The sequence below is a fragment of the Thalassospira sp. UBA848 genome (assembly GCF_002295455.1).
Taxonomy (GTDB): Bacteria; Pseudomonadota; Alphaproteobacteria; order Rhodospirillales; family Thalassospiraceae; genus Thalassospira.
On the sequence record NZ_DBGS01000144.1, the window covers coordinates 63,223 to 85,864 of the forward strand.

A 22,642-nucleotide genomic window follows, 5' to 3' on the forward strand; every position below is an offset into this window, starting at 1 on the left:
ACAATTAGTGGTTAAAAGCACTTGATCCGGATTTATTAATGATATTATTAATAAATATCCGCACAGATAATTCATAAAATAGTGCTGCGGTTCAATAATCGGGAGGATTAAACGCATGAAAATAGCAACGACCTTCGCAACGCTTGGTCTGTCAGTGGTTTTGGCTGGCGGAGCGCTTGCACAAGAAAAACAACAGCTCGCATTCGTCGTGAATGCAGCATCGGATTTCTGGAAACTTGCAGAAGCCGGCGTAGAGGCTGCGCAAGCCGAATTGCCGGAATACGAGCTGCAATTCCGTTATCCGGCGCAAGGCACGGCTGCACTGCAGAATGCCTTGATGGACGATTTGGTCGCAGGGGGTACTGACGCGATCATGATCTCTTCGGCAGACCCGAAAAACTCCATTGATGCGTTCAACCGTATCGCTGGTCAGGTTCCGCTTTTCACCACCGATAGTGATGCACCGCAAAGTGATCGCATTTCCTATCTTGGGTCTTCGAACGTTGCCGCAGGTATCCAGGCTGGCGAAGTCGCCGTCAAAGCCATGCCTGATGGTGGCAAATGCATGGGCTTTGTCGGTTTCCTTGGTGCAGACAACGCAATTGAACGCATTGCTGGTTTCCGTGAAGCCGTTGAGGGCAGTGGCATTGAGCTTGTCGATGTCCGGGGTGATGATGTCGACTTTGCACGCGCGCGCTCAAATGTCGATGATGTGCTTGCTGCAAATCCGGATATCGACTGCATGGTCGGGTTCTATTCCTACAATCCCCCCAAAATTTACGAAGCGTTGCAGGCTGCCGGAAAATTGGGACAGGTCACTGTTATCGCCTTTGATGAAGACCCTGTAACGCTTGGCGCCGTCCGCGAGGGCAGTTTTGCCGGAACTGTCGTGCAGGACCCTTATCAGTGGGGATATCAGGGTATGCATCTGATGGCGGATTACCTTGAAGGCGACACCTCCAAGATTCCCGATGATGGTCTGATTATCGTGCCGACCAAAGTTATCGACAAATCCAATGTTGATGAGTTCGAAGCCGTCGTTAAGGAAAGAATAGGCGGGTAATTTTCTTCCCCCTGCCTAGCGAGCGGGTGCAGTTAATCTGCGAGTGCGCCCGCTCGCACCTTTCTAATGATGTCGAATTGACATTGGGGAGACGAATATAATGAGTGCAGTGCATGAGCTTGATCTGCGACTTGAAGATGTCACCAAGGTTTATCCCGGCGTGGTTGCCCTTGATGATGTTTCTTTGCAGATCAAAGCAGGCGAAGTTATTGGACTTCTGGGTGAAAACGGGGCTGGCAAATCGACCTTGATGAAGATCCTTGGTGGGCTGATTGCCCCGACTTCGGGAAAGATCATTCTGGATGGTCAGGAGTATGACGGGTTTGACGTCAAGCAATCTCAACAAGCCGGGATTGCGTTTGTCCATCAGGAACTGAACGTTTTCGACAACATGGATGTTTCTGCAAACATCTTTCTGGGGCGTGAAAAAGTGCGTGGACCGCTTCGGTTGACTGACCGAAAAGCGATGAATGATCTTGCGCGACCGCTTCTTGAACGTGTTGGTGCGCCGTTTAAACCAGAAACAATGGTTTCGACATTGTCGTTGGCAGAGCGTCAGTTGCTTGAAATTGCCAAGGCTTTGTCTGTGAATGCGCGTCTTGTCATCATGGACGAGCCAACGTCAAGCCTGACGCTTTCGGAAACCAACATGCTTTTAAAGGTCATTGCGGACCTTAAGACGCAAGGGATTGCCGTTGTCTATATTTCGCATCGTTTAAGCGAAGTGGAGGAATGCGTGGATCGCGCGGTTGTCTTGCGGGACGGTCGAAATGTGGGAGGACTGGCGCGCGAAGAAGTAACACATGATGCCATGATCCGCATGATGATCGGGCGAGACCTTAAATCGCTTTACACACCGCCCGCAGCACCCGCGACCAAGCCAATCCTCTCTGTCAAAAACCTATCGATCAAAAGCAAGCCGGATCACACAGCCAGTTTCGACCTGATGGCTGGCGAAATTCTTGGTGTTGCAGGGTTGATCGGGGCAGGGCGCACAGATTTGGCCGAAGCGATATTCGGTGCTGGCGAAAAACTTGGTGGCGAGATTTCGCTTGATGGAGCGACGTTGGAGATCAAGTCGCCCTCAGACGCGATCGCGGCAGGACTTTATCTTGTGCCGGAAGATCGCAAACGGGCGGGCTTGATCCTGGAATTTCCGACGCTTGAAAATGTCACAATGGCAAGCCTTCCGGCGTACACAACCCATGGCATCGTTTCTCAGCGGCGGCAGATGGCAGTTGCCGAAGCCCAACGCAAGGCACTGGGCATCAAGACGCACGATGTACGCAGTGCGGCCAGCGAAATGTCGGGCGGGAACCAGCAAAAAGTTGTTTTGGCAAAATGGCTTTCCATGAATCCAAAGGTCATCATTTTTGATGAGCCGACCCGGGGAATTGATGTCGGCGCGAAAGCCGAGATTTATGGATTGATGCGATCTCTGGCGGATCGCGGAGTAGGGGTGATGATGATATCGAGCGATATGGAAGAGGTGATCGGGGTGTCAGACCGCATTGTCGTGATGAAAGACGGGGTTATTACCGGCGAGTTACCTCGGCTCAGGTTCTCCGAGAGTAACGTGCTTAACCTTGCCGTCGGCAAAGTGCTGGAAGAGGCCTGAAAAATGCAGAAAAAAGATATTGGTCTTGGGGTTCTGATTATTGTGGTTGGCGCGATTGTCTATATGCGTAACCCCTTGTTTCTCTCGCCAATTAACCTCGGAAATACTGCGAACCTGATTGGTCTGTTTGGACTGTTTGCCATCGGGCAGGGTTTTGTCATCATGACCGGAGGGATCGACCTTTCGGTTGGTTCTGTTATTGCCTTGCTCGGGGTCTTGTTTGTCGACATGGTCGGCGAATTTGGCGTGCCATGGCCCGCTGCAGTGGCAATTACCATCGGCTTGGGTGTGCTGATCGGTCTTGCGCACGGCATACTGATTACACGGTTCAGGCTCCAACCCTTTGTCGTGACATTGTGCGGCCTGTTGATTTATCGCGGGATTGCACGTGGTTACACCGCTGAATCGACTGCCGGGTTCCCGTTTGGCTCCAGCTATCCACAACTTGAATGGCTGACAATCGGTCGGAGCTTTGGTGTTCCTCACTCATTCCTGGCAATGCTGATTGTTGCCGCTGTGATGTGGGTCGTGTTGCATCATACAGTGTTTGGGCGGCACCTATGTGCCGTTGGCAAGAACGAGGAAGCGGCGCGGTTCTCGGGCATAAATACCCGTTTTGTCACCATTGCCGCGTATGTCATTTGCGCCGTATTGGCCTCGATTGCGGCGATATATTTCGCAATGTTTACTAAATCCGTACAGCCGTCATCGCATGGCAACTTTTATGAGCTTTACGCTATTGCGGCGGCTGTTTTGGGCGGATGTTCACTACGCGGCGGCGAAGGGTCTGTTATCGGTATCGTCCTGGGGGCGGTCTTGCTTCAGGAACTGCAAAACCTGGTGAATTTGCTCGGAATTCCATCCTCGCTGAACTTTGCGGTCATGGGCGCGGTGATCCTGATGGGGGTCTTGGCCGATCAGCAATTCGCGGCCTATCGCAGCCGCAAGAACACCGAGCGTGCGTTGGGTCTGCTGCAAAAACAATAGCCGGCCGTCAGTTGACGGGATTGCGTAGAGGAGGGGAAATCATGAGCGTTCTGGAGCTTAGAAACATATCCAAACGTTATGGTGCCATACAGGCGCTCAATAATGTGTCGCTTGCTATTGAGCCAGGTGAAGTGGTTGGGCTGATGGGAGATAACGGCGCCGGCAAGTCCACCCTGGTAAAGGTCATCGCGGGCAACTTTGCCCCGACTTCCGGGGATGTTTTTATCTCTGACCAGAAAATGGCGTTTCATAAACCACTGGATGCGCAGAAAGCAGGCATTGAGGTCGTTTATCAGGATCTTGCGATCTGTAATAATATGAGTGCTGCTTCAAACGTGTTTCTGGGGCGTGAACCCACCAGAAAAATTGGTCCGATCAAGATCGTTGACTATGCATTCATGCGCAAGCGGTCAGCAGAGCTGTTTGCCCGTCTGAAGTCCGAAACCCGACCGCGAGATTTGGTACACAAAATGTCCGGTGGCCAGCGGCAGGCTGTTGCGATTGCAAGGACACTTCTGAGCGATGCAAAAATTGTCCTGATGGACGAGCCAACCGCAGCGATTTCCGTGCGCCAGGTGGCGGAGGTTCTTAACCTTATACGGCAACTGAGTGATCATGGAATTGCTGTTGTCCTGATCAGCCATCGTATGCCCGATGTTTTTGACGTCGCCAGCAAGGTTGTGGTTCTCAGGCGTGGGGAACTCGTCGCCAACAAAAAAGCCTCGGCGTCATCGCCAGAAGAAATTACGGGCCTTATTACGGGGGCAATTGAAAGCGCATGAGTGGGTTTAAGAAAGGAACAATAAACATGGCAAATCCATCTCTTGCTGACGTTATAAACCGTTCCCAGCACCATGGTTGGACCGCCAGGATCGTCAATCAGCAGATTTTCTGGGTTTTTTTGGCGGCGGTGTTCGCCTGTTTGGCTCTTACCGTGCTCACCGACAGTTTTGCGACAGAGCGAAACCTTTTTAACGTGACGCGCAACTTTGCATTTGTTGGGATTATTGCGCTTGGAATGACCGCAGTCATCGCATCAGGTGGCATTGATCTGTCAGTTGGGTCGACCTTGGTAATTTCTGCCATGACTGTGAGTGTCATAATGTCGGCCGGAATGCCGTTTTGGGCCGGCTGCATTGCAGCGCTAGCCGTTTCGCTTCTGGTCGGCGCAGTTAATGGCGTACTGATCGCTTATGCGAAAATGCCGCCATTTGTCGTGACCCTCGGGATGTTATCTGTCGCGCGTAGCCTGGCGATGGTTCTATCTGACAACAAGATGATCTACGAGTTTGGGCCAGATCACGATTTCTTGCTCTGGCTTGGGGGTGGTGCAACTTTCGGCCTTCCGCATCCGCTGATCATCATGATTATCCTGGCGTGTCTCACAGCCTTCGCATTTCGGCATTTGCGTTGGGGGCAACATTTGTTCGCCATCGGGGGCAATGAGAATGCGGCTGTTCTGACCGGGATTCCTGTCGCACGCATTAAGGTCAGTGTTTATATGTTCTCCGCACTGATGGCGGGTATTGCCGGTGTCCTCGAAGTTGGTTGGCTTGGGGGTGTGACGACCAATCTCGGGCAGGCGATGGAGTTGACCGTGATTGCTGCTGCTGTTATCGGCGGTGCCAATCTGGCCGGAGGTGGTGGCACAGCGTTTGGCGCGGTCGTTGGTGCGTTGTTGATAGAAGTAATCCGCAACAGCCTTATTTTGCTGGGTATCAGCACATTCTGGCAGGGAACGTTTGTCGGGTCATTTATTGTTATCGCCGTCGCATTTGATCGCTTCAGACAGAAGAAAGTGTAGATAAAACAGATGTTACGAGATGGAAGTTAATCAGAACACGTAATAACTGGGGTGTTGCTCATTGGTACTAATTATTTGTCAAAGTGACTTCCTACGAAAACCGTTGCTTTTCTGGCGTTCGCCTAAGTGACTGTAAAGTATTTCTCTTTAGTGTCACATTAATCATAGACGCAACAGTTGAGATTTTTGATCGAAATACGGGCGCGTTGCACTTTTTTGCGACTTGGTGCAGCTTCTTAGTAGCCTTCGTACTTAAATATAAGCGACGTGTTGATGCCGCCAAATGCAAAATTGTTGCTCATCAAATGTTCGGCATGGATGTTTCTGGAGCTAGCTGAAATGTAGTCCAGCTCCGCACATGCTGGATCGACCTGTGACAGGTTTGCTGTGGGGATAAAATTACGTTCACGCATCATTTCCAGTCCCAGCCACGCTTCAATCGCGCCGCAAGCACCAAGGCTGTGGCCAAAATGCCCCTTAAGGGTGTGTATCGGGACGGCCCGGTCGAACACAGTTCTGGTCGCTTCACTTTCGGCGATGTCTCCATGGTCTGTTGCTGTTCCATGGCCGCTGACAATGTCAATGTCATAGCCTGAGAGCTCAGCGTCATCAAGGGCACCTTGAAGGGCGCGCGCCATTGTCTGACTGGCTGGGTGCGTTATGTGCGAGCCATCCGAATTGGTCGCAAACCCAGAAATCTCCCCCAGAATTTTTGCTCCACGTGCTTTGGCATGTTCGTATTCTTCAAGGATCAGCGTGCCCGCACCTTCACCAATCACCAGTCCGTCACGTTTGACGTCATAAGGACGGGGTGTCGCTTCTGGCGTGTCGTTGTTGACGCTGGTTGCAAACAGTGTATCAAACACGGCCACCATGGTAGGACATAGTTCTTCGGCGCCACCAGCAATCATGACATCCTGCTTGCCGTATTTGATTGTCTCGTAAGCATATCCGATCCCCATGCTGCCAGAAGTGCAAGCGGTCGAGGTTGGAATGATCCGTCCCGTAATCCCGTATAGGACACCGATATTGACCGCAGTTGTGTGACTCATCATCTGGATGTAGCTGGTCGCGGTAATCGCGTTGCTATCGCCATGTTCCATCAGGCGCGTGAAGCCAAGGACTGGCGGCGTGCTGCCGAATGATGACCCGTATGCAATGCCGAGCCGCCCACCTTCAAACAGGGCCGTATCGTCACGCAAACCAGCCATTTCAAGGGCATCGTCGGTCGCTGCAACGGCCATCTGGGCGACACGCCCCATGCTGCGCAGCTGTTTGCGGTTAAAACGGCCTTTGAGAGAGAAGTCCTTTACCGGTGCAGCAAGGCGAGTACGTAGGTCATATTTATCATCCCACTCAGACATCCGCACGACACCTGTTTTTCCTGCCTGCATATGCTCCTTGATGGTTTGCCAATCATTGCCAAGTGCAGTGATGCCTGACATTCCGGTAACGACGACGCGGCGGGTCATAGCATGCCCCCATTCACACTGATGACCTGACGGGTGATATAGGACGCATCTTCACTGCAGAGGAATGCGATCGTCCCAGCAATTTCATCGGTCGTTCCGTAGCGGCGCATTGGGATCATTGCCTTGACCTCGTCTTCGGGTAGGTCGCCGGTCATTTGTGTTTCGATAACCCCAGGAGCGACAGCATTGACCGTGATTTTACGTTTCGCCAGTTCAAGGGCGAGGGACTTGACGGCTCCGATAATCCCGGCTTTGGAGGCCGCGTAATTTACCTGGCCGCGGTTGCCTGCAATGCCTGCAATTGATGTCAGGGCCACGATGCGTCCACCTTGGCGTCGTTGGATAATCGGCATCAATAGTGGTTTGATTACGTTGTAAAAACCATCAAGGTTGGTGTGAAGAACGCTGTCCCAGTCGTCATCTTCCAAGGCAGGGAAAGGAGCATCACGTGTAACCCCGGCATTGAGGACTATGCCATATGGTGCGCCATTTTCGGCGATATCGTTTTCCAGAACTTCACGTGTCGCATCACGCTTCGAGATATCAAACTGCAACAGGCGCGCCTCAACACCGGATGCAACAACATCCTGTGCAACAGCCGCGGCACCCTCTCGGTCCGAATTGTAATGAAGAACGATGTCGAATCCGTCTTTGGCAAGACGCCGTGCTGTTGCTGCGCCAATACCTTTGCTGGCGCCCGTTACCAATATGGTCTTGGTCATTGGTCTGTAGCTTCTTGTTTGTTGTCCGAAGATGATGTCAAAGATGTTTCATTGTCGTTGGGCTGATATACATTGATACGTGCTGCGACAAGCATTTCCTCGCCCAATCGTATTTCCCCGTCAAACACACCCATTTCACCATCTTCGAAGATGTTACGTATATGAACCGACAGCGTGCTGCCAACCGGAAACCAGGTGCGTGACATTGTGACCTTGCGCGACCCAAGAAGGTATCCGACGCGTGGCGTTGCGTCCGCATTTACGTTTTTTGCCCGCCACCCGCTATAGGCCGCAACAGTTTGGGCAATATATTCAATCCCGACATAGCCCGGCACGCCTTTGTCAGAAACATGGAACATGCTTTTGGCAGTGATATCGACTTCAACTGTCATTGACGTTTCGTCAGCAGCAACGGCACGGTCGATCAACAGCATTGGCGCGGCATGCATAACCAGTTCTCGGACCGGGGGCAACGCAGATGCACAGTGCTTTGATAGGTTGGTCATGATGTCGTCCATCCCTTTCCAAGGATGACAGAGACGTTACTGCCGCCAAAGGCAAATGAGTTGCTCATCATGGCCAGCCGATCACGCGGCGCTAAGGATTGACCTTCACCGACAAGACACAGTTCTGGAATATCATCATCCCGTTCGCCATCCCAAAGATGCTGCGGTAGCGGTGCGCCGGTTGCGTTCTCACTAAGCGATAGCCAAAGAATGGCAGCTTCGATTGCGCCAGCTGCCCCCAAGCTGTGCCCGGTCAGGGGTTTGGTCGAGCTTGCTGGAACATTGTCGCCCAGAACTTCTTTTACAGCTTTCGCTTCCATGACATCGTTGAGGGATGTCGCCGTGCCATGAAGGTTAATATAGGCGATATCTTCTGCTGTCAGGTCTGCATTGTTTAGGGCTGCTTGCATGGCACGTGCGGCACCGACGCCATCCGGGTGCGGCGCATTGGGGTGATAAGCGTCCGAGCTTTCACCAACGCCAAGTAATTCGATATCGCCAGCATCTTTGCGCAGAATAAACAGGGCTGCACCTTCGCCGATATTGATGCCGTCGCGGTTCCGGCTCATGGGGTTGCACACCGACATGGACAGCGATTGAAGCGTATCAAACCCGCCGACCGTCAACCGACACAAACTGTCAACGCCTCCGACAAGAACCGCATCGCAAATATCGGCCCTTAATAATCGAACGCCTGATGAAAAAGCCTTTGCACTCGATGAGCAGGCCGCGGAAATGGAGTAGGCGGGCCCCATAAGGTGAAATGCATCTCTCAGAAATGCAGACGGGGACCCTATTTCCTGGTGTCCATAACGGAAAGTATCGGGAAATTGCCCGGTTTCGATGCGGTGCTGATAAGAGTTTGTGCCTTCTTCGATCCCGGAGGTGCTGGTCCCGACCAGAACCCCAATCCTTTGCCGGCCATAACATGCAATCAGTTCATCAATGCTATCCCTGATTTGGCTTGCGGCGGCCCAAAGAAGACGATTGTTGCGGGTGTCATGTTCTGAGAGTTGAGACGGCAGCGCTAGCAGATCTGCCGTAACCGTGCCAAGAATGGCGTCACGGTTTGGTAAAAATCCGCTGCGTTTTATCATGTCAGCCGTTCTGCGTCCCGTAAGGGTCGCGGTCGTCTCAGCCTTACCATTTCCCAGCGCGGAAATGATGCCAAGCGATGACAAATAGGATGTGTACCGGGCCATCGTTAAGTCCCGGTCCGTAGCGAATTGATCTTGATGCGATACTTGAAATGCTGGTTTTCAAGCTTAGCTTGTCCTTGCCAGACGTCTTTGATCGGGCGTTCAATGGTGGCGTATTTGCGGCCCGTATCGTTAAGGCGAATTGTTCTTTCACCAAATCCTTCATGAACCGACATATTGTCGGGCAGGGCGTCCTCAACCGCATCAAGTGGCCAATAGGTCATGACGATATCGGCAAGAAGTCGTTTGGTATCAAATTCTTGCGGCAGCCAGTTCGCCTTCCGGATCATGATATCCTGCGGCGTCCAATCTATTTCAATAGCCCGGCGGCCGAGGTTATCAATCATGACAATCCGTGCGTGATCAGGCTGAATATTGATGCGTCCCTGAAAGGTTGCAGTGCCGGATTGGGTTTGGGTGTCCCATATTGCTTCAACCTGCTGGGCAACATCAATTGTTTCGTCTTCGTCCCAGGGGGCTGTCGGCAGCGTGAAATCAAGTCCTTCTGCCAGGGCAACCTGATGTCCGGTATCACCTGAAAATACATTAGGCAGCGATACCTGAGGCAGGTTCATTGCTTCGCAAGCGGACAAGCCCAACACGCAGGCCACAATCATAGCGGATTTCAGGATGCGGGAGTGCATAGGTCGTGCAACATCTCAAGATAACGGTCGGTTTTGGCCACCAGTGGGTTTTCCATATTCCATGCATAACCTGCCAAGATGGAAACGACCATACGTTTCAATTGGAAATCATCATCTGGTTGTTCAAAAATAATTGTCTGCAGACGGCCGTCATACCATGCATTGACATAGGACCTGAAGGTTTCGACGCCATGTGCCAACGGCTTGGCAAATCCCGTATCCCAGTCGATGTCGGTACGTCCCTGATGGCGTGCGATCAACATATCAGCGGCCAATTCCGCAGAATGCAGTGCAATTGTAACCCCTGATGAAAATACCGGATCAAGGAAACCGGCCGCATTGCCAAGCAATACGTACCCGTCACCACACAGATTTTCTGACTCCGCACTGTACCCGGCGATTGATTGCAGTTGTCGGGTTGGTTCCGCATTGGCAAGCATCTGGCCAAGGCGTGTTTCCGATATCAGGCGATGAAAGACGTCCTGCTCGTTCATACCTGAAAATTCAGGGTCGCCATCCGGATAGATGACCCCAACAGAAGCAGTGCCATCTGAGAACGGGATCAGCCAGTACCAGATATCATGACGGTCAGGATGAACAGTAATCAGGATTTTATCACGGTCATAACCGGGGTCGTCGATGCGGTCCTTTACATGGGTAAACACTGCGCGGCGGGAAATCGATTGGGGCGCACGGGAAAGTCCCAGAAGTTTCGGCAAAACGCGGCCATACCCACTGGCATCGACAATAAAACCAGCCTGCAATTCACCTGTCACACCTGCTTTATCCTGATACGTGATCAGACAATTACCATCTGAGGCCCGTACTGCTGTAACCTTGTGGCCAAATCGCAGGTCAACACCAGCGCTTGCTGTTTCGTTTGCCAAGATATGATCGAACTCAGCGCGCTTTACCTGGTAGGTCGTCCCCCAGCCAGTTGTCTCGAAGTTTTGGCGAAAATCGATGGTGCGATATTTCGGGCCACACTCGAAAACAGCGCCGTTCTTATGCTGGAACCCCGCTTCTTCAAGGGCGGGTACAAAGCCCGCCCGTTCAAGTACATTCATGCAATTTGGTAGCAAACTCTCGCCGATCACAAAGCGCGGAAATTCCTGTGCCTCAAGTACTGTGACATGAAGGCCTGCGTCGTGAAGCAGTTTTGCAACTGTACTGCCAGCTGGACCGGCACCAATGACGGCGATATCGCAATCCTGTTTCAATTTGCGTGTCCTCTTCTTGTCGTGGGATTGGCGGGTGCTGTCATCCAAAAGGCAAGGAACCATGCGCCAACCAATCCGAACGCTATAACCGTGCCGATATCGCTGACCAATGGGACTGAACTGGTCGCCAAAAGGCCAAACGCGAGGACGCTACTAATCAGCGACAGAAATACAGCAAGTTGGGTATTTTCTGCTTGCTCTCGGTCTTTTCCTTCGCTCAGGAAAAGGACGTAGTCCGCGCCAATTGCAAAGACGAGAAACATTGCCATTGTCGTAAAGAAGCTGATCGGGACCCCAAACACAGTTCCACCAATAAGCGCAAACAGAACCGCACCAGCAGGGGCGGAAAAGACACGAAGTCCTTTGGCAAGGCCAAAGCGAAGCGATGCCAGCAGCAGTGCGATCAGGAGAACTGCGCCTAGTGCAATATAAGCCCAATAACGGTACTCGGCGAACTGTGCACTGATCGTTTCGGGCGGATTGATAAAGCGGGCATGTTCAAAAGGTTTGAGCACGGCGGCAACCGCGGTGCCATCGGTGACGCCACGCAATCGAATGATATCTGAGGTGCCAGCTTGAAGAGTTGTCAGCTCTGGCAAGGTATCGCCGATCTTATCTGGAGTAAGGTAGGGAGCGTCTAAATCCGGCGCATTGATGGGAGTTTGCAAAGCGTCAGCCAATGCTGGTGCGAATGGCCGGTATAGGTTGTTTATAACCAGTTCGCGATTGGCCCTTTGGCGCGCAATGGAGGGCACAAAATCTGACAACGCGATTGCACCTTCAATTATCCCATCGGCCATCAACGGCAAGATGGCCGTGCGGACCGCCTCGGATGTTTCAAGGCGCTCTTGTGTGTTGTGCCCATCAATGCGGATGAAGGCGGGGCTTCCACCCAAACCAAGGGTTTCCGATATCGTTTGGGTCTCTGAAAGCAGGGTCGGGTTGCTTTGACCAAGGGCACGGATGTCATCCTGACCCGGAACAAGAAAAACCGTCACGGGGAGAGCGGCTATCAGCATGCCTGCTACGATTAGGCGCAGTTGCGATGAAACAACCAGGTACGAAAAGGCACCCATAAGCCTGCGATGGACGATTGCGATAGGCGCGTCCTCGCGAACCTCACGGACTGGGAAAAGCGGCAAAAGGAACTTCACCGTGCAATAGGCCGACAGCAGGCCCGCAACTGAATAGACGGCTATTTGCAGCAATAAACTGGTGGGGCTAAGTGCAAGCGCAACGAAGCCGATGATCGATGTTAAAAGCCCCAGAGAAAGACCATTCCGGATCACCTTAAAACGGTCACGCGAACCCGTTTTGCCAGCCGGAACAACAAGAAAATGCAGGGCATAATCAATCGAAATCCCGATCATCGTCGCGCCGAACACCAAGGCAATGGCGTGGATGGTGCCGAAAAAGGCAGTCAACGCTGCTGCGCCAGCAATCAGTCCGCTTCCGACAACCACAATCGCGCCAATAAGCGGGATCGGTGAAAAGAAGGTCAGCCCGATTAGGATCGCAATCCCAAGTGTTGCAATCAAAGCAATGGTTTGAACGTCTTTTTTTGCTGCGGATGCTTCCTCCGCGCCGAAGAATATCTGGCCCGTTTTGAAGATCTTTAGTTTTGGCGCATTTTGGTGTGCGCCCATGATGATACGATTAGTTTGATTAACCCAAGTGGTTGCAGCGGCACCGGACTGGTTGCTTTTCAGCGACACGATTAACGGCAGATAAATACGGTCATTCTTGGTTGCTATGTCATTCCCGGAACCGAGTTTTGCCGCCAAACTTGTCAGAAATGACGGCATCAATAGGAATGGATCCTGCTTTAAGGTCGTGCTGGTGAAGAATGACGTTGGTGAATAGAGTTCCTGAAGTGTCCGTTGGTAAAGTTGCTTGGCTTGACCATTGAGAAGGGTATCCCTGTCATCGTTCGACAAAAGACCGCTCGCGTATGGGCCATAAAGCTTTTGGAGGTCATCAAGCCGCCCGGCGTTTTGCCCAGGCAGAGTGATGTTTTCAGTGCCATCGATCTGAGAGATTTTTGTTTTGAGTTGTTCGGCTATGGATACCAACTGATCACGGTCACCATGGGACAGCACGAAAATCGCCTGACGACCATTCTCCCGTAGCAGTGCACGTACCGCATCGATATCCCTGATACCATCCGAATACTTATCCTGTTCCTGCCCAATCAATGACAGAAAATCGGCATCCACCTTAGTCCGATCTGCGGTAAACTGCCAGACAGAAAAGCCAGCCAACAGGACAAGACAGATGCCCCAAACAAATGCACCGCGCATTATTCGCCTGTCCTGTCTGCAAAGAGTTTGGCGAATTCATCTGGCAAAGGATTTTCCCCAACCAGCTGATCGTCGAATGTAATGACATCGCGATCTGAAGACGGCTTTTCAATGGTCACGTTTTGCACAAAGATATCGCCCGACGCCACGATTTCGGCTACTTGGGTGGTGACTGCACTGTTAGGGTGCGGGGTGAGGGTTGTCTTCCATCTGTTTGATTGTTCGGCATTTTCTTGAATATCAAACTGATCTTCTAGGCCAGTCCAGTCGCCAGCCAATACCGAAGAGATCATGCTAACGAACTGTCGTGTTTTCGACCCGCTGGCCATGTCGTTCCGGGCACCATTCGGGGCAATCGCATAAATTCTATCGCGCTTAAGGACAGTTACACCGGGAAACGGGAACGTTGTTTTCCAGATTAGACCCGATTGCGGTGATATGACGAACTCACCACGGGACAGCAGCGGTTTTTCAAAGCCGTCCAGATGACGCGCAAGTTCAAAAGTGCCGTGGAGGTACTCATTCTGATTAAGTGATGCGGGTTTGGCGGTTTCCGCCCGCAATGTCTGAAGCCCGATCGATGGGGCGACAAATGCGATTGCACACAATGTGATCAGAACAAGAAAACGGCGGGTCACAGAAGTGCCTCCATCTTTTCGATGAAGAAGTCCGGGCTGCGATACAGCATTTCGCCACTGTGTTTTTCAACCGCGACCTGAATGGTAAATCCCTTGGTCAGTTTCTGGCCTGTTTTCGCATCTGTCACCAGATAGTCGATTTTCAGGCGGTTTTCATATTCGCGCAGGCTTGCGGTGATTGTAATTTCCTGACCGAAGTGACAGGGGGCAACATATTTGACGCGCATATCGACGACAGGCCAAACAAAGCCGGACTGATCCATTTGGGGATAGTTGTAGTCAACCTTGTCGAGCAGGGCACACCGGGCATTCTCAAAGAACTGAACGTAGTTGCCGTGCCACACCACGTTCATTGGGTCGAGATGGTAAAACTGCACCTTTTCAGTAACAGATGAGCTGAGCATCAGGCCTCCTCATCGTCATAAAGCGTCCAATGACGGCTTTGGATGCGGACAAGTAATTGGCGCAGGGTGGCTTCAAGTGGTTGGTCTTCGTCAATAAACGGAATGTCAGCTTCAAGCGCTGCACAAAACGCCGCAAGATCCGAACCAAGTTGACCAGATTGAATTTCGCCGGTTTGAAGACGTAGTGATATGGCCTGTCGAACCGTCACCAACAATCCTGCTGCAACCTGCTCTGTCAGTTCCAGTACCCGCAAACAATCACGTGCGGCGATGGTGCCCATACTGACCTTGTCCTGGTTATGGCATTCGGTAGAGCGTGAGAATACGCTAGCCGGCATGGTGTTTTTCAGAGCTTCCGCAGTCCAGGCGGATACGCCGATCTGCACTGCTTTCAGTCCATGATTGATTGATGCGCGATCTGATGAGGAACCCGAAAGGTTTGATGGCAGACCGTGGTTGAATTTGGTGTCGACCAGCAGAGCCATTTGACGGTCCATAAGATCCGCAAGGTTGGCGACAAGCGTTTTCATACCATCGGCGACAAAGGCGATATGCCCACCGTAAAAATGCCCCCCATGAAGGATTTCTTCTGCATCCACATCAATCAAAGGATTGTCGTTGGCGCTGTTAAGTTCTGTCTCAAGGATAGTGCGGAAGGTCGGCATCATATCCGCCAGCACCCCGATGACGTGCGGCGCGCAACGCAAAGAATAACGATCCTGCAAGCGTGCGGGCTGGTACGTTGGTCCAAGTGCAGCGAGGTCGTTGGAAATACGTGCAGCAACAATTGCCTGTTTGGGGTGGGGTTTTGCCGCAAAAAGTCGATTATCAAAATGTGCCGGGTTTCCCAGCAGGCCGATTGAGGCCAGTGAGGTGATCCGCGTGCTGAGTTCGCAGAGGTATTGGGCGCGCACAAAGGCCTGACACATCAGGGCCGTCATCACTGACGTGCCGTTCATGATTGCCAGCGCTTCCTTTGGCCGAAGACGCAGTGACGAAAGGCCAACTTTCGACAGGGCATCTGTTGCAGGCATTTCAGTGCCGTCAAAGAGCACATTGCGTTCGCCAACCAAGGCGGCAGCCACATATGAAAGTGGGGTCAAGTCACCACTTGCGCCCACCGAACCTTCTTCGGGGATCAGCGGTACGATATCGTTTTCGAGCAGGGCGGATAGCTGTTTGAGCAAGCCGGTGCTTACGCCAGAATAGCCAGTGCAGAGCGATGCGAGGCGTACAGCCAGAACGGCGCGTGCCTGATCGGGTTTCAGGATGTTGCCAAGACCACAACCGTGGAAACGGCTGAGATGAAGAGGAAGTTCGTCAACAAGCTCAGGAGGGACACGGCGTGAGACGGAATCGCCATAGCCGGTCGTGACACCATAAATATGACCATGGTCGTTAAGTTCCCGGTCGAGGAACGTGGCCCCGGCCTGAATACGCGAAGTGAACGCATCAGACACACTCAGGTGCGGAAGGGCACGTCGCTCGGCAAGGGCAACAATGTCCTCGATCGACAGATTTCCCTCGCCAAAAATGACATGCTTCTGGTTGTTATTCATTTTTATCCTTCTTGTCCGCCCAGAAATCGTAAAAATTGAACCATTGCAAGGGCTGTTCGATAGCAAGCTTTTCCAGCCAGCTTGCATATGTTTTTGCATGTTTCGTGATTGTGGCAGTGCGTTCCTTGCGCGGCAAGTCTATGCGCTCAGATAGTTTTTCCCACGAAATATTGAAACGTTTTCCCTCGCGCCAGGCAGCGCCCATATAGACCGGGCACTGTAAAACATGGGCGAGAATAAAGGGCCCCTGTGGGAACGGCGCATCTTGGCCGATAAATGGCACGGAAACCGTTTTGTCCCGCGCACCGATGGCAACCCGATCAGCAGCAATCACGATCCACTCGCCGCGTTCGACCTTTTCGCGCAGGATCATCGCGGTATCCGGGCCGATTTCGGTAACCTCGATCAGGTCAACCTGGCTTTCCGGGGCAAGTTTTTGAAGGACGCGGCCGAACCGGGCAGCGTTTTTCTGATGAAGCAGGACATTGACCCGAAAGTGGCGATCACGACTGGCAATGGCGCGGACGAGCTCGATATTGCCAAAGTGCGAGACAAACAGGATGACCGCCTGATCACGGGGAATATAGGAAAACAGGCTGTCCGCATTTTCGGGCAAATCAAGGTCATCAATGTTCATTTCGCCGCTCCAGGCAGCGATTTTATCAAGGGCGGATTCCCCGAATTTCATGAAGTGGCGAAAGCTGTCCCGCCAGGTCGGTTTGGGGTGACCATTGTGTTCCGCGACCCGCCTAAGAAAATCTCCCGATGCTGTTCGTGCGGTGCGCCCGGTCACGAAGAAGTAGGCAATGATTGGTGACATTGCGGCCAGACAGAGCTTTCGTCCGCCAAACCGATAAACCTGCCCTAGAAACCGCATACCCCAATAGATGCCGCGTTCGTCAATTTCTGACCAATGAGTATTGTTGCTCGCGGTTGCGGGTGGAGCAAACTGTCCGCCCTTGGCGATGAAGCGCGGGAGCCTTGCCAACATTCCGCACACCAGTCGGGTATGCATCCAGCTGATCAGAACATTATCGCGCCACATGCGGAAATTAGATGTGTTTCCAACCGGATAGGTGACCTTGATAGGTAAATGGATCACGGGCACGCCGTCCCAGAAAAGGCGCACCATGATCTCGGTGTCAAAGTCCATCCTGTGGCCGATGCCGTGGCGTTTCCAGATATCGAGGCTGGGGCCAATGGGATAGATGCGAAACCCACACATACTGTCTCGGATCTGAAGTGACAGCGTTTCTATCCAAACCCAGATATGGGTCACCCAGCGGCCAATCTTACGCCCGGTGGGAATGCTGTCATCATATACCGGAAGTCCGGTGATGAGGGCTTCTGGGGAGTTTTGTGCAAGCTTGACCATGTCATCGATGCGATCAAGGTCATGCTGACCATCAGCATCAACCTGAAACGCATGGGTGAAACCATGACGCTTGGCCGCGGCCATACCGGTCATCACAGCAACACCTTTGCCCGCATTGTCATCAAGTCGCCGACAAAAAACACCTTGGTCAGGTGCATGCAGCTGTTCTACGGCCTGCCGGGTTTCTGCGTCCGAACCATCATCGACGATAAAAATCGGGATGTCATGGTCGCGAATGCGCGTGACGACACTCTCAAGCATCGTACTATGGTTGTGGGTGGGGATGACGGCGCAAAGCTTCATGCTGGGTCACCATCATATTTTAATATGCCAGAGCTTAGATCACCGTCGCCATCAGAGAAGTACCGGAACTTTACTTTTTGGCGACTGGCGTCGCGGCGCAGTTCCAAAGTTACGATATGTCCGGGAAGGATCGGTTTTCGGAACTTAAGCTGGGAAACCTCGCCGGTTGTTTCAGGCGTTCCGAAGATGGATGAGGCGTATGACGTGGCCCAATGAAGTTGTGTGACGCCAGGTAAAATTGGCATGCCCGGGAAATGACCAACAAAGTAAATCAGGTCTTCGCGAATGCTCAGCGTGAGCGTCACCTGATCGTCCGTTTGCACGGTTTCAAGTATATCCGGTTCTGTTGGCTTTGGCGCGAAAACGGTGCGCAACAGGTGAAGAGGGCGCTTTCCCTGACTATCTGTCGGAATTTGCTCCACAAACCGCCAGCGTTGCGGCAAGGCGGCGTCTTCTTCAAATTCGGCAATTGCCCGGCGTAACAAACGCCCCATTCGAAAAGATCCCAACTCTTCAAGCCGCGCATATCCCGCACTGGTAAGAACGACAATCGCGCCAAGCCGGCGATCATTCTCATCAGGCAGTAAAACAGCAGCTTCCGATACCAACTCAGAGGCTATCAAACGCCGTTCCACTGAATTCAGCGACACACGTTTCCCTTCAATTTTGACGATGCGGTCAGCACGTCCGAGCAAGTGAAATTTCCCAGTGGCAGGCTCGATCTCAGCTTTGTCTTCGGTTTGATACCAGTCAGCGCCGGCAATATGAGGGGACTGAACGGCAAGGCAGTCCTTATCATTCAGGCGCGACATTACACCGGGCAGGGGAGTCCAGTCCGTTTCAGCAGACGTTTGTCGCCGGTAGGCAATGCCGCCGGTTTCCGTGCTGCCATATATTTCGATTGGGCAGGTCGCAAACATTGCCCGGGCAGCTTGTGCATGTTCGTAATCAAGTGGCCCGCCTGACGAGAATATCAACGATGGTCGCGCAACATCAACAAGGCCCGGGTGCAGGTTCTTGAGGTGGGCAGGGCTGGTGATCAGGACATCCCCGTGCTTGAGGTCACCCTGCATCATTTCCCAGAATGGTACAGGATCGGCCGTAAATATCCGGCCAGACATAACTGGCCAGATCACACGAAAGATCAGGCCATAAAGAGGGTCGGCAACGATTCTGACGAAATCCTCCAAAAAGCGCATTAACCATCTGTTTTACAAGCCTTAAATTAACTATTTCATCACGTGCAGACGATGCGTTACCTGCTGTATTCCCACACCCAGTAGCCAAAAGCCGTGGCACATAAAAGCCATGTGCCAATAACGACTGCGGCCGCAACGTGGCTGATCGGCTTGATTGCCACTTTAGCTGCTTTCGAGCGACTTGCTTCTATCACATTCGATGGCGTCAGCTTGATGACAAGGACGATGCCCAGCGGGACCAAGATAATGTCGTCAAGATAGCCCAGGATCGGCATGAAGTCCGGAATGAGATCAATTGGACTCATGGCGTACGCTGCGATTGCGAGCAGCCGAACGACTATGGGGGGTATTCGGGTCTCGCGCCACAAAATAACCGTCAGCGCATCATGCTGAATGCGTTTTGCCGCAGCTCGCAGCCTGCCAAAGATCACGGTAGACATCTAACTACTCCTTGCGCGATTGGCATCACTCGCAACTCTCAGGGATGATCAGGCCGAGACAATAGCGGGCTATTTAGCCAGGCTTGTTTGTAGTTGTTTCAACTGACCCTGGAGGACAGCTTTTTCCTGCAGTAATTCGCGATTCTGATCGTTGAGGAACTGGTTTCGGTCGTCAGCCGCTGCCACGCGCTCTCTGAGGTCGGAGATCCGCTGCTGGCAGGCCGCGAGATGTTTTTCAGAATCCGTTAGGGCCGCACCAAGCTTCTCCCTGTGTTCGGCGTCGCTATCTCGCTCCAGCTGGAGGCGGTCGACTGTCGCTTCCAGCGTTTCTGTTCGCGTTGCCCATTGTGTTATGACGGCCTGGCTCGCGTGCAATTTTTCTTTCAAGTTTTCAGCGTGATCCTGACTGGCCTCATAGCGCTGGTTTATTTGGTCGCGATGTTGTCTCAGCGTGTCGCGGTCCTGTTCGCTGGAACGGAGCTGCTGCGTCAGCTGATCCACCTGACCCTCCAGCCCTGACTGGGTCCTGTGGAACTGGTCCCGTTCATGACGGCGATCCTCGGCAATCTCCTGCTGGTAGTGCTCGAAATGGCTGCGGATATCGCGGTTTTCCTGCTTCATCTCTTGGACGGTTGCAGTGGTCTCACTGAGTTTCTCCTGACTTGCCTCCAGTTTGGACGTGAGTGAGGCCGCCCGGAGCTGTTCCTGTTGAAGAGCGTGGGCCTGGGCATCGCTTTCGTTGCGAAGCGCTTCATTGGCCTTCTCCAGCCCGCAGCGTTGCTCTTCCAGTGACTCGCACCGCTGCCGCACCTCTTCCAGCTCGGTGCGCCATTGCTGTTCCAGCGTCTGGTGCGCTTCGCGCTCCTGCGTAATACGTTCATCGGCCGCGTATTGAGCTCGCTCATGCAGGGCTTTCACGGCGGCCACCAAGTCAGCCGGGAGTCCGTTCAGATCCGCTGCGGCTTCGCTGCCTGATTTCCAACGTTTCAGCATTGGCCCGAGAGTGCTGCGACTGCCGGTACCGAGTTCCGATCGCACCCGGTCGACAGTGGGCTCGTCACCGCGTTGGCGGACGCGTTGCGCAGCGTTGGCGACATCCTGGTAAGTAATTCCGGCGCGGGCCATGACATGCCTCATTTTATCATATAACGTGATATGTAATATTACATTATTTATTCGATAATTAACAAAATTTATTTAAGATGCCTAACGCACGTTAAAGCGCGTTAACGTGCGTTAGTGTGTGGTCTGTTCTATCCTGCTCCTGTAACGCCGGTACATCAGCGGCTCTTGAAAGCACGCCTCGAATTGGAGCGGTCATGGATCCAAAACCCACCGTCAAGTCCACATTACGTAACGCGGAAAAGACCGTATTAGCCGATACGGCTAATCGGTACATCCACATGGCCACCACCGACAACACGCGGCGGACCTACCGTGCGGCCATTCGCAGCTTTGAGCGCTGGGGTGGACGTCTCCCGACACAGCCGGCGACCCTTGCGGCCTATCTGTCCGATCAGGCAGACGCGCTTAATCCTCGCACGCTGGATGTTTACCTGACGGCCCTGGGGCGCTGGCACCAGACTCAGGGATTGCGTGATCCCGCTCGAGACCCCGGCGTGCGCAAAACGTTGGAAGGGATTCGTCGCGCCCATGGTCGGCCGAAACGGCAAGCCCGGGCGCTGCGCCTCGAACACATTGCGGCCTTCCTGGAAACACTCCAGCAACAGCCTGACTCGCTCAAGAAGCATCGTGACTGGGCCCTGCTGCAGGTCGGTTTTTTTGGGGCGTTTCGCCGCAGTGAATTGGTAGCGATTGAGGTGAAGCACTTGTCGTGGGAGCCGGAAGGGCTGGTGGTGACCCTGCCGCGCTCTAAAACAGACCCTCACGGTGAAGGCCTGAAGCGGGCCCTGCCTCGGGGCAACGAGCTGGTCTGCCCGGTCAGCGCCCTCGAAACCTGGCTAGAGCATGCCGGCATTCACGAAGGCCCCGTCTTCCGCGCCGTCAACCGCTGGGATCGGTTGCAATCCCAGGCCCTTTCAGGCGGGTCGGTGAACCGAATCCTGAAAGCGCTTGGGGAAACCTGCGGCCTGGACTTCGTGCCGACCCTGAGCAGTCACAGCTTCCGGCGCGGTCTATCCACCGCCGCCGCGCGGGAAAAGGTCGACTTTGCGCAGATCAAGCGCCAGGGTGGCTGGAAGCATGACGGGACGGTGCGGGGCTACATCGAGGAAGGACAGCAATTTACGGACAACGCCGCAAACACCTTACTGACCAAAGTCGCCAGGTTGATCCGGGACACCGACTAATGGTGAGTGTGGTCGCGGCTGGCTACGCTGCCCGGAAGCACTCAGAATACGATGAACAGGTATCTGTAGTGGCTCACAAAGCTAATCTGTTGGGCCCGCAATTATCCTGAGCAGTGGGACCACATTGGGTGAGAAAGGGCGCCCGGTTGGGCCCAGATTAGCTACGAACCGACCAACCCCTGACCGTCATACTCGACGGTTCCGCAAGGCAGCTGTTCCCGCACCTGCACCACCTGGTCCGTCGTCCAGTTGAGCGACGCTGCAAGCCGCTTAAGAGTGACAGGACGACCCTGGACCAGCTCACGCAATAGCGCCACATGAAGCGTGGCCTCCGCTTCTCCGGTCAGGCCCAGCCGATTCACGATTTCTCGCATATCATTCACGGGGCCTTGCCTTATCCCGCGCAGCAGGATAGTTGTTTGACATCCTTTATAGTCGCCGGTCAGGTTGATGTGCTCCCAGCCCAAGGGAGAAAGATGCCGCAGAAGCGTCTCGTCGATATCCCGGCCGTCTTCGCGCAGTGCTTGAACCGCCCGCTCCATATAAACCGTATTCCAAAGGATAATAGCGCTGACGACGAGATTGAGTCCGCTTGCACGGTAGCGTTGATTCTCGTAACTGCGATCGCGGAGTTCACCGAGCCGGTTCAGGAAGACGGCACGAGCCAGCGCGTTCTTAGCCTCGCCCTTATTCAAACCAACCTGCACGCGGCGACGCAGTTCGACGTTTTGCATCCAGTCGAGTGCGAATAATGTTCGCTCAATGCGGCCCAGCTCGCGCAATGCGATCGCGAGGCCATTCTGACGCGGATAGCTCCCGAGCTTGCGCAGCATCAGTGATGCGGTGACAGTGCCCTGCTTACTTTATTTCGAATTAGTAA

The 22,642-nt window shown here is 53.2% G+C and carries 21 protein-coding genes and 1 pseudogene; 6 read left to right on the forward strand and 16 right to left on the reverse strand.

What is annotated here, in order from left to right; genetic code table 11:
- Positions 1–115: 115 nt before the first annotated feature.
- From B2R48_RS20050 to B2R48_RS20070, 5 genes are all read left to right on the forward strand, one after another.
- Complete coding sequence (locus B2R48_RS20050; protein ID WP_297003743.1) at positions 116–1,063, forward strand: sugar-binding protein; 948 nt, start codon at positions 116–118, stop codon at positions 1,061–1,063.
- 100 nt (positions 1,064–1,163) lie between these two features.
- Positions 1,164–2,681: a sugar ABC transporter ATP-binding protein gene (locus B2R48_RS20055; protein ID WP_297003744.1), complete on the forward strand. Its 1,518-nt coding sequence runs from the start codon at positions 1,164–1,166 to the stop codon at positions 2,679–2,681.
- Between the two features lie 3 nt (positions 2,682–2,684).
- A complete protein-coding gene (locus B2R48_RS20060; RefSeq protein ID WP_213473183.1) occupies positions 2,685–3,668 on the forward strand; it encodes an ABC transporter permease in 984 nt (327 codons plus the stop codon).
- 41 nt (positions 3,669–3,709) lie between these two features.
- Positions 3,710–4,450, forward strand: a complete 741-nt coding sequence (locus B2R48_RS20065) for an ATP-binding cassette domain-containing protein (RefSeq protein WP_213473181.1) — start codon at positions 3,710–3,712, stop codon at positions 4,448–4,450.
- The gene (locus B2R48_RS20070) at positions 4,447–5,472 is read left to right on the forward strand and encodes an ABC transporter permease (protein ID WP_297003746.1); all 1,026 of its coding nucleotides are present in this window, start codon (positions 4,447–4,449) and stop codon (positions 5,470–5,472) included. Before B2R48_RS20065 ends, B2R48_RS20070 begins: the two co-directional genes overlap by 4 nt.
- A 236-nt stretch (positions 5,473–5,708) precedes the next feature.
- Here B2R48_RS20070 and B2R48_RS20075 read toward each other — a convergent pair whose 3' ends face one another.
- From B2R48_RS20075 to B2R48_RS20140, 14 genes are all read right to left on the reverse strand, one after another.
- Positions 5,709–6,944 carry a beta-ketoacyl-ACP synthase gene (locus B2R48_RS20075; RefSeq protein WP_213473179.1) on the reverse strand — a complete coding sequence of 412 codons (1,236 nt, stop codon included), beginning with the start codon at positions 6,942–6,944 and terminating at the stop codon, positions 5,709–5,711.
- Complete coding sequence (gene fabG / locus B2R48_RS20080; RefSeq protein ID WP_297003747.1) at positions 6,941–7,666, reverse strand: 3-oxoacyl-ACP reductase FabG; 726 nt, start codon at positions 7,664–7,666, stop codon at positions 6,941–6,943. Before fabG ends, B2R48_RS20075 begins: the two co-directional genes overlap by 4 nt.
- Entirely contained in the window at positions 7,663–8,172 is a 510-nt protein-coding gene (locus B2R48_RS20085; RefSeq protein WP_213473177.1) for a hypothetical protein, read from the reverse strand. Before B2R48_RS20085 ends, fabG begins: the two co-directional genes overlap by 4 nt.
- Positions 8,169–9,374: a beta-ketoacyl-ACP synthase gene (locus B2R48_RS20090; protein ID WP_213473176.1), complete on the reverse strand. Its 1,206-nt coding sequence runs from the start codon at positions 9,372–9,374 to the stop codon at positions 8,169–8,171. Before B2R48_RS20090 ends, B2R48_RS20085 begins: the two co-directional genes overlap by 4 nt.
- A gap of 2 nt (positions 9,375–9,376) precedes the next feature.
- Complete coding sequence (locus tag B2R48_RS20095; protein ID WP_213473174.1) at positions 9,377–9,946, reverse strand: DUF3261 domain-containing protein; 570 nt, start codon at positions 9,944–9,946, stop codon at positions 9,377–9,379.
- Between the two features lie 50 nt (positions 9,947–9,996).
- Positions 9,997–11,235, reverse strand: coding sequence for an NAD(P)/FAD-dependent oxidoreductase (locus B2R48_RS20100; protein ID WP_213473172.1), 1,239 nt, complete (start codon positions 11,233–11,235; stop codon positions 9,997–9,999).
- Positions 11,232–13,535 carry an MMPL family transporter gene (locus tag B2R48_RS20105; RefSeq protein ID WP_297003748.1) on the reverse strand — a complete coding sequence of 768 codons (2,304 nt, stop codon included), beginning with the start codon at positions 13,533–13,535 and terminating at the stop codon, positions 11,232–11,234. The genes B2R48_RS20100 and B2R48_RS20105 overlap by 4 nt, the downstream gene beginning before the upstream one ends.
- A complete protein-coding gene (locus B2R48_RS20110) occupies positions 13,535–14,098 on the reverse strand; it encodes a LolA family protein (RefSeq protein WP_297003749.1) in 564 nt (187 codons plus the stop codon). The genes B2R48_RS20105 and B2R48_RS20110 overlap by 1 nt, the downstream gene beginning before the upstream one ends.
- Before the next feature lie 71 nt (positions 14,099–14,169).
- A complete protein-coding gene (locus B2R48_RS20115; RefSeq protein WP_213473168.1) occupies positions 14,170–14,577 on the reverse strand; it encodes an acyl-CoA thioesterase in 408 nt (135 codons plus the stop codon).
- Positions 14,577–16,136, reverse strand: coding sequence for an HAL/PAL/TAL family ammonia-lyase (locus B2R48_RS20120; RefSeq protein WP_297003750.1), 1,560 nt, complete (start codon positions 16,134–16,136; stop codon positions 14,577–14,579). Before B2R48_RS20120 ends, B2R48_RS20115 begins: the two co-directional genes overlap by 1 nt.
- On the reverse strand, positions 16,129–17,814 hold the full coding sequence (locus B2R48_RS20125; protein ID WP_297003751.1) for a glycosyltransferase family 2 protein: 1,686 nt from the start codon (positions 17,812–17,814) through the stop codon (positions 16,129–16,131). The genes B2R48_RS20120 and B2R48_RS20125 overlap by 8 nt, the downstream gene beginning before the upstream one ends.
- Positions 17,811–18,734 (reverse strand): hypothetical protein, encoded by a 924-nt coding sequence (locus B2R48_RS20130; RefSeq protein ID WP_297003752.1) that lies wholly within the window; start codon positions 18,732–18,734, stop codon positions 17,811–17,813. The genes B2R48_RS20125 and B2R48_RS20130 overlap by 4 nt, the downstream gene beginning before the upstream one ends.
- Before the next feature lie 335 nt (positions 18,735–19,069).
- Positions 19,070–19,453: a YkvA family protein gene (locus B2R48_RS20135; RefSeq protein ID WP_023007037.1), complete on the reverse strand. Its 384-nt coding sequence runs from the start codon at positions 19,451–19,453 to the stop codon at positions 19,070–19,072.
- 69 nt (positions 19,454–19,522) lie between these two features.
- A complete protein-coding gene (locus B2R48_RS20140; RefSeq protein WP_023007038.1) occupies positions 19,523–20,578 on the reverse strand; it encodes a DNA-binding protein in 1,056 nt (351 codons plus the stop codon).
- A gap of 194 nt (positions 20,579–20,772) precedes the next feature.
- Between B2R48_RS20140 and B2R48_RS20145 the strand changes: the two genes are divergently transcribed.
- On the forward strand, positions 20,773–21,762 hold the full coding sequence (locus tag B2R48_RS20145; protein ID WP_063091982.1) for a site-specific integrase: 990 nt from the start codon (positions 20,773–20,775) through the stop codon (positions 21,760–21,762).
- A 161-nt stretch (positions 21,763–21,923) separates the two neighbouring features.
- On the opposite strand, the gene B2R48_RS20150 is transcribed toward B2R48_RS20145, so the two are convergent.
- Positions 21,924–22,136 (reverse strand): hypothetical protein, encoded by a 213-nt coding sequence (locus tag B2R48_RS20150; protein WP_223305241.1) that lies wholly within the window; start codon positions 22,134–22,136, stop codon positions 21,924–21,926.
- Positions 22,137–22,193: 57 nt separating this feature from the next.
- Positions 22,194–22,622: pseudogene (locus tag B2R48_RS20155) on the reverse strand (Tn3 family transposase); the annotation flags it as partial.
- Between the last annotated feature and the right edge of the window lie 20 nt (positions 22,623–22,642).